This is a genomic window from Haloarchaeobius marinus, assembly GCF_051207415.1.
Taxonomy (GTDB): Archaea; Halobacteriota; Halobacteria; order Halobacteriales; family Natrialbaceae; genus Haloarchaeobius.
The window spans coordinates 148758-161484 of record NZ_JBPKGD010000002.1 but is presented as its reverse complement, the minus strand read 5'-3'; the positions used below and the strand labels follow the sequence as shown (position 1 = coordinate 161484).

At 68.1% G+C, this 12727-nt stretch carries 13 protein-coding genes; 4 read left to right on the top strand and 9 right to left on the bottom strand.

The genetic code is table 11. The features are described 5' to 3' along the window. Positions 1–123 precede the first annotated feature (123 nt). Complete coding sequence (locus tag ACSC1W_RS06870; protein ID WP_435346191.1) at positions 124–492, top strand: SH3 domain-containing protein; 369 nt, start codon at positions 124–126, stop codon at positions 490–492. A gap of 53 nt (positions 493–545) precedes the next feature. Here ACSC1W_RS06870 and ACSC1W_RS06865 read toward each other — a convergent pair whose 3' ends face one another. The 4 genes from ACSC1W_RS06865 to ACSC1W_RS06850 all read right to left on the bottom strand — a co-directional run bounded on the left by ACSC1W_RS06865 (position 546) and on the right by ACSC1W_RS06850 (position 4242). Next, complete coding sequence (locus tag ACSC1W_RS06865; RefSeq protein WP_435346190.1) at positions 546–1277, bottom strand: guanosine phosphorylase; 732 nt, start codon at positions 1275–1277, stop codon at positions 546–548. 166 nt (positions 1278–1443) lie between these two features. Continuing rightward, positions 1444–2325 carry an ATP-dependent ribose-1-phosphate kinase gene (locus ACSC1W_RS06860; protein ID WP_435346189.1) on the bottom strand — a complete coding sequence of 294 codons (882 nt, stop codon included), beginning with the start codon at positions 2323–2325 and terminating at the stop codon, positions 1444–1446. Continuing rightward, positions 2325–3200 carry a DUF63 family protein gene (locus tag ACSC1W_RS06855; protein ID WP_435346188.1) on the bottom strand — a complete coding sequence of 292 codons (876 nt, stop codon included), beginning with the start codon at positions 3198–3200 and terminating at the stop codon, positions 2325–2327. The genes ACSC1W_RS06860 and ACSC1W_RS06855 overlap by 1 nt, the downstream gene beginning before the upstream one ends. Before the next feature lie 76 nt (positions 3201–3276). Then, the gene (locus tag ACSC1W_RS06850; protein ID WP_435346187.1) at positions 3277–4242 is read right to left on the bottom strand and encodes a ribose 1,5-bisphosphate isomerase; all 966 of its coding nucleotides are present in this window, start codon (positions 4240–4242) and stop codon (positions 3277–3279) included. Positions 4243–4355: 113 nt separating this feature from the next. Between ACSC1W_RS06850 and deoC the strand changes: the two genes are divergently transcribed. Next, entirely contained in the window at positions 4356–4997 is a 642-nt protein-coding gene (gene deoC / locus ACSC1W_RS06845) for a deoxyribose-phosphate aldolase (protein ID WP_435346186.1), read from the top strand. 39 nt (positions 4998–5036) lie between these two features. Here the strand turns inward: deoC and ACSC1W_RS06840 are convergent, their stop codons facing one another. Next, entirely contained in the window at positions 5037–6965 is a 1929-nt protein-coding gene (locus ACSC1W_RS06840) for a PGF-CTERM sorting domain-containing protein (RefSeq protein WP_435346185.1), read from the bottom strand. 146 nt (positions 6966–7111) lie between these two features. Between ACSC1W_RS06840 and ACSC1W_RS06835 the strand changes: the two genes are divergently transcribed. Next, positions 7112–8365, top strand: coding sequence for a tRNA (N(6)-L-threonylcarbamoyladenosine(37)-C(2))-methylthiotransferase (locus tag ACSC1W_RS06835; RefSeq protein WP_435346184.1), 1254 nt, complete (start codon positions 7112–7114; stop codon positions 8363–8365). A gap of 51 nt (positions 8366–8416) precedes the next feature. Here ACSC1W_RS06835 and ACSC1W_RS06830 read toward each other — a convergent pair whose 3' ends face one another. Next, positions 8417–9334, bottom strand: a complete 918-nt coding sequence (locus ACSC1W_RS06830; protein ID WP_435346183.1) for a cation diffusion facilitator family transporter — start codon at positions 9332–9334, stop codon at positions 8417–8419. A gap of 70 nt (positions 9335–9404) precedes the next feature. Continuing rightward, entirely contained in the window at positions 9405–9941 is a 537-nt protein-coding gene (locus ACSC1W_RS06825; RefSeq protein WP_435346182.1) for an HIT family protein, read from the bottom strand. Positions 9942–10194: 253 nt separating this feature from the next. On the opposite strand from ACSC1W_RS06825, the gene ACSC1W_RS06820 reads away from it, so the two are divergent. Continuing rightward, on the top strand, positions 10195–10395 hold the full coding sequence (locus tag ACSC1W_RS06820; protein WP_435346181.1) for a DUF7835 family putative zinc beta-ribbon protein: 201 nt from the start codon (positions 10195–10197) through the stop codon (positions 10393–10395). 49 nt (positions 10396–10444) lie between these two features. On the opposite strand, the gene map is transcribed toward ACSC1W_RS06820, so the two are convergent. Both map and ACSC1W_RS06810 read right to left on the bottom strand, forming a co-directional pair. After that, positions 10445–11347: a type II methionyl aminopeptidase gene (gene map / locus ACSC1W_RS06815; protein WP_435346180.1), complete on the bottom strand. Its 903-nt coding sequence runs from the start codon at positions 11345–11347 to the stop codon at positions 10445–10447. Between the two features lie 463 nt (positions 11348–11810). After that, complete coding sequence (locus ACSC1W_RS06810; protein WP_435346179.1) at positions 11811–12692, bottom strand: isoaspartyl peptidase/L-asparaginase; 882 nt, start codon at positions 12690–12692, stop codon at positions 11811–11813. Positions 12693–12727: the final 35 nt, after the last annotated feature.

Sequence of the window (12727 nt, the reverse complement as noted above, 5' to 3'; positions counted from 1 at the left end):
CCCCGACGGTCGACCGTAGCCCGCGACCGTCCGGTCGGCCCCGTCGCACTCGCCGCCGCGGTCTCCGGTTTCGAGCCCCGGACCGGAGGGTTTTCGCTGCTACCGCCGAACACCGCTGGACGAATGAGAGACGTGCCGTCGAATCGTCGTCGAGTCGTCGAGGCGTACGAGTCCGCGTATCCGGAGCCGATACGGGTGAGCGAGGGAGACGAACTCGCGGTCGAAGACCGGGAGACGGAGTGGGACGGCTGGCTCTGGTGTATCGATACCGCCGGACAGGAGGGGTGGATTCCGGACGCGTACGTCGAACGTCGAGACGGGCGGTGGGTCAGCCGCGAGGAGTACGTCGCGAGAGAACTCTCCGTCGAACCCGGTGAAACGCTCACGTCTCACGTCACCATCGCCGGCTGGGAGTGGTGCGAGAACTCGACCGGGAAGACGGGGTGGGTCCCGTCAGAAGCGTTACGTTCGATAGTGCCGCCCGACCCCTGACGTCCGACGCCCCGCCCGGTCTCGTGACACCCCCGTCACTCGACCGGTACCGCTTACCGCGTCAGCGCGCGGACGGCTTCGAGCGAGATGTCGATGGCCCGCCCGACGTTGTTCTTCGCCTTCTCGGGCAGTTCCTCGTCCTCGGTGTCGGTGCCCTTCTGGGTACCTTTCACGAGGTTCCCGTCGACCGTGCAGATGGCACCGGCAGACAGTCCCTTCCGGCGGGCGAGCGTGAACACCGTCGCGGCCTCCATCTCGACGCTGAGGATACCTGCGTCCTCCCAGTCCGCGACGTACGCGTCCGTCTCGGCGTAGTAGGCGTCGTCGCTGGCGATGGGACCGACGTGGACGTCCTCCTCGTTCGCCTCGGCGCCCTCGACGAGCGCCGTCGTCACGTCGAAGTCCGGGACGGCGGGGTACTCGACGGCCTCGTACCGCTTGCTCGTTCCCTCGTTCTTGGCCGCACCGGTGGCGACTATCATGTCGCCGATCTCGACGTCGTGCTGGAGCGCCCCGGTCGTGCCGACGCGGATGAACGTCTCGACGCCGACGCGCGAGAGTTCCTCGACGGCGATGGCGGCGGAGGGACAGCCGATGCCCGTCGAGCAGATGGTCAGGTCGACGCCCTCGTAGCTGGCGTTGACGACCTTGTACTCGCGGTTCTCGGCGACGACCTCGTGCTCGTCGCAGTGCCCGGCGATGCGGTCGACGCGGCCCGGGTCGCCAGGAATCAGCGCGATGTCGTGTACGTCACCCTCGTCGACGAGCAGGTGCGGCTGTGTCATGGACGGGGATTCGGGGAACCGGGCCAAAAAACGTTCGTCACGCCCCGGCCACGGCCGACGGACGCCGGCCAGTGAGACGCCGGTAGCGACACCCTGTCGGGTATCTGGTGGGTTCCGGCCGAGGTGGCGATGGTGGCGGTGACCGGCGAGTCGCCGTTCCCCCGGACTAGAACTGCTCGGCGAGGAACGATTCGAGCGCCTCCGTGCTGGGCGACGCGCGCGCACCCTCCCTGGAGGCCACGATGGCCCCGCAGGCGTTGCCGTGTTCGAGCGCCCGCTCGTAGTCTTCGGCGTCGAGCAACGCGGCGATGAACCCGGCAGCGAACGCGTCGCCGGCCCCGGTCGTATCGACGGGTTCGACGCCGAACCCGGGGTGCTCGTACGTGGCCGTCGGGGTGTGGACGACCGCACCGTCGCTCCCGCGCTTGACGACGAGCACACGGTCGGCGAACTCCGACCCGGGGTACTCCGTCTCGAGGACGGTCTCGGCCTCGCGGTGGTTGCAAAAGAGCACGTCCGAACTGTCGAGCGCCGCCGAGAAGTCACGGTCGGCGAGTCGTCGACCCGGGTCGAAACTGACGCGGATGCCCGCGTCGGCGGCCAGTTCCGCGATGCGGGCGGCGGTGTCCGGTCGCTGGCTCGTCAGGTGGACGTGGTCGACGGACTGGACGTGTTCGGGGGCCACGTCGTCGGGCCGGACGGCCTCGTTCGCGCCGTCGTTCCCGAGTACGGCCACCTCGCCCGTCTCGTCGACGAGGAGGTACTTCACTGTCGTCTCGGTGTCCGGGACCGTGAGCAGTCCACGGAGGTCGACGCCGACCTGGTCGAGTTCGCGGCGGGCGAGGTGGCCGTGCTCGTCGTCGCCGACGCTCCCGACGAGGCTCGGTTCGACGTCCAGTCGCGAGAGCGCGACGGCGACGTTCGCCGCGCTCCCGCCGCCGGAGGTACGCTGTGAGAGGATGCGCGACTCCCCGTCGGGTTCGGGGAGGCGGTCGACGCGCAGGGTCACGTCCCAGTTGACGTGGCCCGCGGTGAGCACGCGTGCCATCAAGCCACCCCCGCGAACGTCGCGAGTGCGAACGGCAGGTTCGTGGGCGCCACCCCTTCGGACACCGTAAAGAGCAACAGGTTGTGAGCGCCCGGCCCGAAGCCGACTGCGGCGACGAACGCGAGCATGAGGCGGGCCTGGCGGGGACGCTCCTGGACGTACTCGTCGAACGCCGCGACGATGACCAGCGCGAGGACGACCTTGACGACGACGAACAGCCAGCCCGCACCGACGATGTCCGAGATGGGCAGGCGTTCACCGGCCTCCAGGATGTACTTCGAGAGGGCGACGCGTTCCTCGGTGTCGAGGACGTCGTAGCCGATGGCGGTGGTGATGCCGTCGAGGGTATGTGCGAAGACGACGAACGCACCGGTCTTGCCGACGTGGGCCGCGACGTCGGTGTAGCGGAGGCTCAACAGCACCCACGCGACGGTCGCCACGTTGGCGGCGACGATGACGCCGACGACCGACCAGAACGGGGTGAAGGTGCCGTTCCTGACCGCGATGAGGATGGCGAAGCCGGCGAACGTCACGGCGACGCCGGTGCCGACGATGCCGACGCCGCGGTCGATGTCGAAGTTGTTCTTGACCGCGGCGACGAACGTCATCGCTATCCAGACGACGCCGGTGACGATGGCCGTGGTGACGTAGACGGTCACCGTTCCGAACAGGGGCGCGACCGCATCGGGGTACGCCTCCAGCTGGTAGAGGACGTGGAGCGTCGCACCCGTCACCATCCACGGTGCGAAGGCGACCGCAGTCCAGTCGGTGATCGGTGGATGGACCGCCCAGAGCATCACGGCCACCCCGAGGAACGCCAGGAGGAGGGAGACGGCGTAGAGCAGCGGAGGTAGCTCGGCCCCTGCAAGTACCATGCTCACATATCCTGCCGGCGACCGGAAAGAAGGTTCCGGTCGCCTCCCGGGGGAAAGTTAGCGTCCGGCGGTGCAGTCATCCCTCCCACGGTCGGGCGGTGTCGCGCCCGAACAGTTCACGCATCAGCACGACGATGCTCTCGGGTGGGAACTGGCCGCGTTCGGTGACGATAGCGTCGACGAACCGTGGCGGCGTCACGTCGAACGCCGGGTTCTCGACCGTGAAGCCGTCGGGGTCGCCCTGGATGCGCTCGCGGTCGTCCGCCCCGATGACCTCGGTCTCGTCGCGCATCTCTATCTCGACCGTGTGACCCGTCAGCGTGTCCGGGTGGAGTTTGATGGTCTGGGCGGCGACCATCGTCGGCGTCCCCCGGTCGCGTGCGTTGACCGCGAGCCCCGACGTGCCGATCTTGTTGATGACGCTCCCGTCGGCCGCGATGGAGTCCGCACCGACCAGAACGTGGTCCACGTCGTTGAGGTACCGGCGGGCGGCGCTGTCGACGACGAGCGTGACCGGGACGCCCCACTCGCGCAGTTGCTCGGCCGTGATGTGACCCTGCTTCCGCGGGCGGGTCTCCTTGACGATGGCCTCGACGTGCTTGCCCTGGTCGAGCGCCGCCTTCACGCACGAGAGCGCGTCCGTCGAGTGGCAGTGGGTCATCACCACGTCGCCGTCGCGAAGCCGGTTCGCACCGACCTTCCCGAGGCGGTCCTGCGCCTGGTCGAGTTCGCGCTGGAACTCGGCGGCGCTCTCTACGGCCGACTCGCGCAACTCCGCGACGGTGTCGCCGTGTACGTCGGCCAGCACGAACCGCAGCGCGTTCGGCAGGCTGACCGCGGTCGGTCGCGTCTCGTAGAGTCGCTTCGCCGCCTGCCGGAGTTCCGCCCAGAACGCCTCGGGCGTCTCCGCGTCGGACTCCCGTGCCTGGGTCGCGAGCGCGCCCGCTGCACCCGCTGCGATGGTCGCCGCACCGCGTATCTCCATCGTCGCTATCTCCTCTGCGGTCTCGGCCACCTCCGGGTGAACCTCGGGGTCGGTCATACCGGAACTCGGATGCGTGGGCACAAAAGTGACGTCCTCCCCGGTCACAGTCGCGTGACTCTCGTGTCACCGGAACGGCCCGTATTTTACCCTCGGCCCCACAACGGGAAGGCATGAACCGAGACGAACTCGCCGCGAGCATCGACCACACCGTCCTCGGGCCGGAGACGACGCTGGACGACGTCGAACGGGTACTCGACGAGGCCACCGAGTACGGGATGAACGCCTGCATCCCGCCGTGTTACGTCGCCGAAGCGGGCGACTACGCCCCCGACGTGACGCTGGCGACGGTGGTCGGCTTCCCCCACGGCCAGAACACGCCACGGACCAAGCGCGACGAGGCGGTCGAGGCGTGGGACGACGGCGCCGACGAACTCGACGTGGTCATCAACGTCGGCCGCCTGAAGGCGGGGGACACCGGTGCGGTCCACGACGAACTCGAAGAACTGGTCGCCGCCGTCCCCGTCCCGGTGAAGGTCATCATCGAGACGGCACTGCTGACCCAGGAGGAGAAACACGCCGCCTGCAAGGCGGCCGAGGACGCCGACGCGGCCATGGTCAAGACGTCGACCGGGTTCGCAGACGGCGGTGCGACTGTTCCCGACGTCGAACTGATGAGCGAGTACCTCCCGGTCAAGGCCAGCGGCGGCGTCGGGTCGTGGGCCGAGGCGGAGGCGATGTTCGACGCGGGCGCGGTCCGCATCGGCGCGTCGAGCGGCGTCGCCATCGTCGAGGACTTCGAGTCGAGCGACTGACGGCCGCGAAAAGAGGGAAAACTAGAGACGCTGGTTAGCTCACTCGATGCGACGTCGGGCGAACAGCGCGACCGCCGCCAGTGCGACGAGCGCGAGTGCCGGCCCGAACCCGGGGACTGCGGCGAACGTCCCGCCACTGTCGTCGACCGCGAGGAAGTTCCGCGCTTCCGCTTCGTCCATCTCGGGGAAGTCCCGTTCGTCCGGGTCCCAGTCGCCGGGCATGTTGACCTCGGTGTCGTCGTCGACGACCGAGAGGTCGCGCACGTCGGACTCGGAGGCGTCCTCGCCGACGGCACCGGAGACGCGGACGTAGGTGACGCCCTCGCCGTCTTCGATCTCGCCGTAGGCGCTGGCGACTGTGATGTTGCCGTACTCGTCCTCCATCACGTCGCGGAACGCGGAGACGTTGTCGAAGCTCGCGCCGGCCTCGAGCGTGACGGTCCGGTTCTCCATCGAGACCTCCATCTTGGCGCGCTCGAAGTCCGAGCGCTGGAAGGCCTCGAGGAACGCAGTCGTCTGCTCGTTCGCGGCGGTCTGGTCCGTGCCGGACCGCGCGCCCTCCTCGAGCATGGTGTCGATGGCGTCGTTCACGAGTCCCTCCTGGCTGACCGTCGCGGAGGCGTCGACGCTCAGTTCGCCGTCCTCGGTCTCGGCGTGGGCCTCGAAGGTGGTCTCGCCGGACCACTCGACGTCGCGGCTCTCGAGTTCGTCGACGTAGTCCTGCCAGTTCTCGGTCCGGTAGTCGGCCTCGAACTGGACCTCGACGGTGTCCGAACTCGACGAGGAGAACGACCCGTTCCAGGTGACGGTCTGGCGGAGGTCGGCCGCGTTACCGGCCTCGAAGCGGGTCCGCATCTTCTCGACGTCCACCTGGGACTGCTCCGTCTCGGCTGCCTCGACGACGTCGAACATCGCGAGGGCGGCCTCGTCGGCGTTGTCTATCTGGACGTTCCAGGAGACGGTGGCCTGCTCTGCATCCACGTCGACGGAGCCGGACAGTTCGGTCAGTTCGACCGACTGGATTCGCTCGGCGAGGTCGTCGGCCTCGGCCTGGCTGAGGTCGAGGTTCCGGGACGAGGCGAGCGACGTGGCGAGTTGCTCGGAGACGGCCTGGTCGACGCCGGTGAACTCGACGGTGTACTCGATGTCGAGTCGGTTCGTGCTCGAATCGAACGAGTGCGAGTCGAGGGTCACCGAGACGTCGCCGTCGAGCTGTCGGGCGACGGCGCCGAACTGGGCTTCGAGGCTGCGCTGTGCGCTCGACTCGGTGTTCCAGTGGTCGGCGCTGTACGAACCGACGACGTAGTCCTGTGCACCGCTGAGGACGTAGGCGTCGTCGGTCTCTTCGAGCGTGAACGAGTGGCTCATCTCGCCGACGCCGGGGTTCTGCGAGAAGGTCGTGCTGACCGACCCCTCGGACGAGAACGAACTCGCGGAGGAGGTCATCGTCCCCTCCGTCGAGAGCGACTCGAACATGGAGGTCCCCCGCGGCGTCGTGCTCGACTCGTCGAGGAAGGTCGCGTCGAGGGTCATCGACCCCTGGGCGTTCTCGCGGGTCTGCTCGCCCGAGGCGTCGAACGTGAGTTCTTCGACCGAGTCGGGCGTGTCCATCGAGAACGCACCCTCGCCGGTCAGCTCCTCGGGACCGAGTTCGAGCGTGGCGCTCCCGCTGACGTTGTCCTCGGGGGCCTCGTCCATCGTGTCGTTGAGGAACACGTGGAAGAGTCCCTCGGAGAGGTCGGCCCCGAAGTGTCCGTTCGCCGAACCTTCGTCGTTTCGATAGACGAGGACGGCGTCGCCGTCCTCTTCGACGTATATTTCGTCTGCCGCATCGGGCGCATCCCCGGCCTGTGCGCCGTTCAGAGCGCTTTGGCCGGATTGTCCCCCGACTGCAACCGCGCCGACCGTGCTCGTCAGGAGCAGGGCGGCGAGGGTGACAGCGAGGAGTGCGCGGTTGTGTGTTCGCATGGCGAATCATGTGTTGAAAATGAGAAGTTAAAACTCTACCGCCTTCGTTTCAGGACGTGAAACCGTGCTAACAACAGTCGTGAGCAGGGTGCGAGCGACGGGCATCCGTCGCCCTTTTGACCACAGACCGGTTACGATGGATAGGAATGGCCCGATATCACATCGAAACGTACGGCTGCACCTCGAACCGCGGTGAGAGCCGGCAGATAGAGTCGGCGCTCCGCGACGCCGGCCACTACCGCGTCGAGGATGCGGGCGCAGCCGACGTCGCGATACTGAACACCTGTACGGTGGTCGAGAAGACGGAGCGTAACATGCTCCGACGGGCCAAAGAACTCGAATCGGAGACGGCGGACCTCATCGTCACGGGGTGCATGGCGCTGGCACAGGGCGAGACGTTCCGCTCCGAGAACGTCGACGCCCAGGTCCTCCACTGGGACGACGTCCCCCAGGCGGTCACGAACGGCGAGTGTCCGACCCCCGGGCCGGGCGTCGAACCCGTCCTCGACGGCGTCGTCGGCATCCTGCCCATCGCCCGCGGTTGCATGAGCGACTGCTCGTACTGCATCACGAAGCAGGCGACGGGGAAGATAGACTCGCCGCCGGTCGAGGAGAACGTCGAGAAGGCGCGTGCGCTCGTCCACGCGGGCGCGAAGGAGATACGAATCACCGGCCAGGACACCGGCGTCTACGGCTGGGACACCGGCGAACGGAAACTCCACACGCTGCTCGACCGCATCTGTACCGATATCGACGGCGACTTCCGGGTCCGCGTCGGCATGGCGAACCCGAAGGGCGTCCACGGCATCCGCGACGAACTCGCGGCGGTCTTCGCCGAGCACGACGAACTGTACGACTTCCTGCACGCCCCGGTCCAGTCCGGTTCGAACGACGTGCTCGGGGACATGCGTCGCCAGCACCAGGTCTCGGAGTACCTGGAGGTCGTCGAGGCGTTCGACGACGCGCTCGACTACTGGACGCTCTCGACCGACTTCATCGTCGGCTTCCCGACAGAGACGGAGGCCGACCACGAACAGAGCGTTGCGCTCCTGCGCGAGACCCGCCCGGAGAAGATCAACGTCACGCGGTTCTCGAAGCGCCCCGGGACCGACGCCGCCGACATGAAGGGCCTCGGCGGCCAGGTCAAGAAGGACCGCTCGAAGGAACTGTCCGAACTGAAGATGACGGTCGTCGGCGAGGCCTACGAGTCGATGGTCGGGGACGAGCGCCACGTCCTCGTCGTCGAGGAGGGGACCGGCGACTCCGTGAAGTGCCGCGACTCGGCGTACCGGCAGCTAATCGTCCGGAACGCCTCGGACCACGGCGTCGAACCCGGCGACTTCCTCGACGTCGAGGTCACCGGTCACAACACCGTCTACGCCTTCGCCGACCCGGTCTGATGCGGGTCGGCGGCGGGTCACCGTCCTCACCGGCGGGGCCGGGCGGCCGCCTCACTCGTCGCCGTCGCCGACGAGCAGGTCCGGGTCGTCGTCCTTCCACTCCCCGAGTTCTTTCGGGTCGACGTGGACGAAGACGTCGTCTACCTCCGGAATCGCCCGGATGGACTGGACGACGTCGCTCTCGATGTCGTGGGCCTCGAACAGCGTGCGGTCGCCCTCCACCTCGACGTGCAAACTCACGTCTATCTCCGGGCCGACGTAGTGTGCGACCACGTCGTGGACGCCCCGCACCTCGGGATGGTCGAGGGCCCGTTCGACTATCTCCGCCCGCAGGTCCTCTGGCGGCGCGCCCCCGACGAGGTAGTTCACGTTGTCCCGGACGATCTCGACGCCGGTCCAGAGGATGCCGACGGCGACGACGGCCGCCGCCATCGGGTCGAGGAACGGATAGCCGGCTCCCGCCCCGACGACGCCGACGAGGGCGGCCAGCGCGGTGAGCACGTCGGCCCGGTTGTCGAGCGCCGTCGCCACCAGCGCCGGCGAGTTGACGCGTTCGCCCTGGCCCCGGCAGTACCGGTAGAGGCCGAGTTTGACGACCGCCGACGCCGCGAGGACCGCGACGCCGCCGGCGCTGGCCCGCACCGTCACGTCCCCGGCGAGCAGCGTCGACACCGACTGCCAGAACACCAGTCCGCCGGCGGCGAACACCCCCGCCGCGACGAACAGCGAGACGAACGGTTCGATGCGCTCGTGGCCGTGTGGATGCTCGAAGTCCGGCGGTTGAGTGGTCAGGTAGAGTCCGACGAGCACGACGAGACTGTAGACCGAGTCGGCGACGCTGTTGACCGCCTCGGACCCCACGGCGAGGCTCCCGCTCTCGACGTACACCGCGCCCTTCGCCAGCGCGAGCACGACGTTGGCGGCGAGGACGACGGCCCCGACGCGTCGGACGGTTTTGCGGCGGTCCATTCGTGCTCGGTAGAGGAACCAGACGTATTTAGAAGGCCGGTATTGCGGGCGGGCGGCGCGGTCGGGGCACTCAGAACCGGACCGCACTGTCCTCGTCCTCGACCGTCGCGCCGTCCTGCTCGGCGAACGCATCGTGCAGGCGCCCGTAGGTGTCTTCGAGTGCCTCGACGATGACCTTCGTGTCCGAGACGACGGGCATGAAGTTGGTGTCGCCCGACCATCGCGGCACGACGTGGGTGTGGAGGTGGTCGTCGATGGACCCCCCTGCCGCGCTGCCCCCGAGGTTCAGTCCGGCGTTGAAGCCGTGGGGGTCCATCGCCGTCGACAGGGCGTCGAGGGTGCGCTGTTTCAGTCGGGCGTGTGCGAGCAACGCCTCGTCGTCGAGGGCGGTGTACTCCCCCGTGTGGCGGTCCGGGATGACCATCGCGTGCCCCGGGTTGTACGGGTAGTTGTTCAGCATGACGAAGGCACCGTCGTTGCGGGCGACGATGCGGTACTGTCGGTCGGCGTCGCGCGCCGGCAGTTCGCAGAAGGGACACCCGTCGACGTCGTCGTCCCCCTCGCGTTCCACCCACTCGATGCGCCACGGTGCGAAGACCTGGTCCATGGTTCGAGTCCGGCCGGCGACGGTTTGAATCCAGCGCCCGGTTTCGCTCCGACTACCGCCGTGAAGGCGGTGCTATACGGGGTTCAAGTGTGCGCTTCGAATCTACAAGCAGGGGCAATTCGGCCGGGAAACGTTTCGTTACTCCAAAATTACGTACCGATTACTTGGATTTCAACAGTTATCATTTCGGCAGAACGTCGGGGGCTGAACGGTCGGCTCTTTTTATACCCCGTGTATACCTTGTGGGCAATGGATGGCGACGACTGACAACGCGATCGACGGGCGAACCGAACGCTGTGACTACTGTGCCACCGAGACGGTCCACCACGTGTCCGTGCAGCTGGTCACGGAGAGCAGCAAGCGGGAGAACGCCGAGTTCTCGCGCGAACCGTACCGGGTCACGGAGTGTCAGCAGTGCGGGGAACGGGCCAGTCAGCGGATGAACAACGCCTGACGGTGTTCGAACGACGGGGTGCAACGACGGGTGGGGTCCGGCAGGGCGATTACAGCGACTCGGTCGTCACTTCACACCCATCTTCGGTGACGATGACGGTGTGTTCTTTCTGACTTACCAATTTGCCGGCTGCCTCCTTGAGCACCGGATAGCCGTGGACGACGTTCTGTGACTTCAGCCGCCGCAGCGCCATCTTCGGCCGGGAGACGTCCAGCCACCGGGTCGCGAACGGCAGGGTCCGGAACTCCTCGGTGATCTGTTCGAGGGCCTGCCGGGCGTTCCGGTCGCGGACCGACCGGTCGCGTTCGAGCGCGAATATCTCCTCTTTCGACCCCTCGCTTACCTTCCCGGACCCGTCGGTGGCGAACGGTTCGATGGCGACCACGTCGCCCACTTCGAGCGTCGTGCCCTGGGAGACGGCCCGGTTCGGGATGTTCGGCGGGGTGTGCTGCTCCCAGTGGCCGAGTCCGTGGCCGGTGAGGTTCACGACCGGGTTGAAGCCGTAGCTCGTGATGACGTCCTCTATCTCGGCACCGATGGTCCCGGTGTCGACGCCGGCTTCGACGAGTTCCAGCGCCGCGTCGAGGGCCTCCTCGGAGGCTTCGACGAGTTCCGGGTTGCCCGAGAGGTCGACGGTGATGGCGGTGTCGGCGAGCCAGCCGTCGATGCAGACGCCGATGTCCAGGTTCACCATCTCCTCGCCGAAGGTGGCGTCGTCGTCGATGCCCGGCGTCGCGTGGGCGGCCTCCTCGTCGATGGAGATGTTGACCGGGAACGCCGGTTGCGCCCCCCGGTCCCGTATCTCGTTCTCGGCCCACTCCGCGACTTCGAGGTGACTCACGCCGACCTCGACCATCTCGGCGGCCTCGTCGCGCACCTCCGCGAGGATGCGCCCGGCCTCACGGTGTTTCTCGTACTTCTCGGCGTCGAGGTCGACCTCGGTCTCGCTCATACGTCGGTCCTTCGCGCAGGCCGGAGAAAGAGGTTGCGCCTCGCAGTTCCGTGAGACAGAGGTGAGCCTGCGTGGGTGGAAGACTGGTTACGTCGACCGACTGGACCGACTGGTCGCCCGAAGCGGACGACTGTCGGTCACCGGTCGCACCAGGTGCAACGCGGGCACGCGTCGACGCCCTGGACGTTCACCGTCGTCGTCCCACAGTTCGGACACTCGCGCCTCCGGCTGTGCTGAACCTGTTCGAGCATGTATAGACGGACTACTTCGACGGTCATAAAGCCCCTCTACGACGCCCGTCGAAAGCTAGCGAATCACGCGTGCGACGTGGTTGCACAGAGGGACGACGGGGGATGGAGCTGGAACCAGGCGCAGTGGGTACCCGTCCGGACCACCGCTCCCCTGTCGATGTCGGCGTGCGTCGAAACCAGCACGACGTGGACGGCGACGACCGACCCCCCGGCTACCGCGAGACGGCCGTCTGCATGGCGTCGGAGTTGTACGCGCTCCCGAGAGACCCGTCGCGCCCGAGGACGATGACGCCCGCTGATGACCCGGTCAGTTCGCCGAACGCCTCGATGGCGCGGTCCGCGGCGGCCTGTGCGTCACAGCCCGATTCGAGGTGGCGGACCGCGCGGCGGGAGAGCGTGACCCGGGCGATGTCCTCGCCGGCGCCGGTGGCGGACGCGCCGCCGGCGGGCGCGCAGTAGAAGCCGTTGCCGACCTGCGGCACGTCGCCGACTCGCCCCGCGAGCGCCAGCCAGCGCCCGCCCGTCGAGGTGGCGGCGGCGACGTGGTCGCCGTCGCTCGCCACGGCGCCGACCGTGTCGTGGTCGTGTTCCGACGCGTTGCCGTCGGGGTCGGTCCGTCCGAACCGGGACTGGAGGTAGTCGAGGTGCTCGCGCGGCCCGCCCTCCGGGACGTCCTCGTCGGCCCATCGGTCGCGGGTCCGGTCGCTCCAGAGGTCGACGCCGGTCTCCACGTCGAAGGCCTCGGCCAGCGAGACGGCGTGCTCGCCGGAGACGCAGACGTGGGGCGTCTCCTCCATGACGACGCGGGCGACGCTCACGGCGTGTTCGACGCCGGGCATGGAACACGCCGCGCCGGCCGACCGGTCGTCGGTCATGACGCCGGCGTCGGTGCGGACGACGCCGTCGGACTGGACGGCGCCACCGACCCCGGCGTTGAATCGCGGCGACGATTCGAGGACGTGGACGGCGCGTTCGACCGCGTCGACCGGCGTCCGGGCCTCGGCCCCGGTCGCCGCCGCCTCGTCGAGCACTGCCTGCCGGTCGGCGGGCGCGTCGGGGGGCGACCCCGCCCCGCCGTGGACGATCACCTGCACGTCCCACGGGTGGGCGGAGCGTCGGTATAATCGCC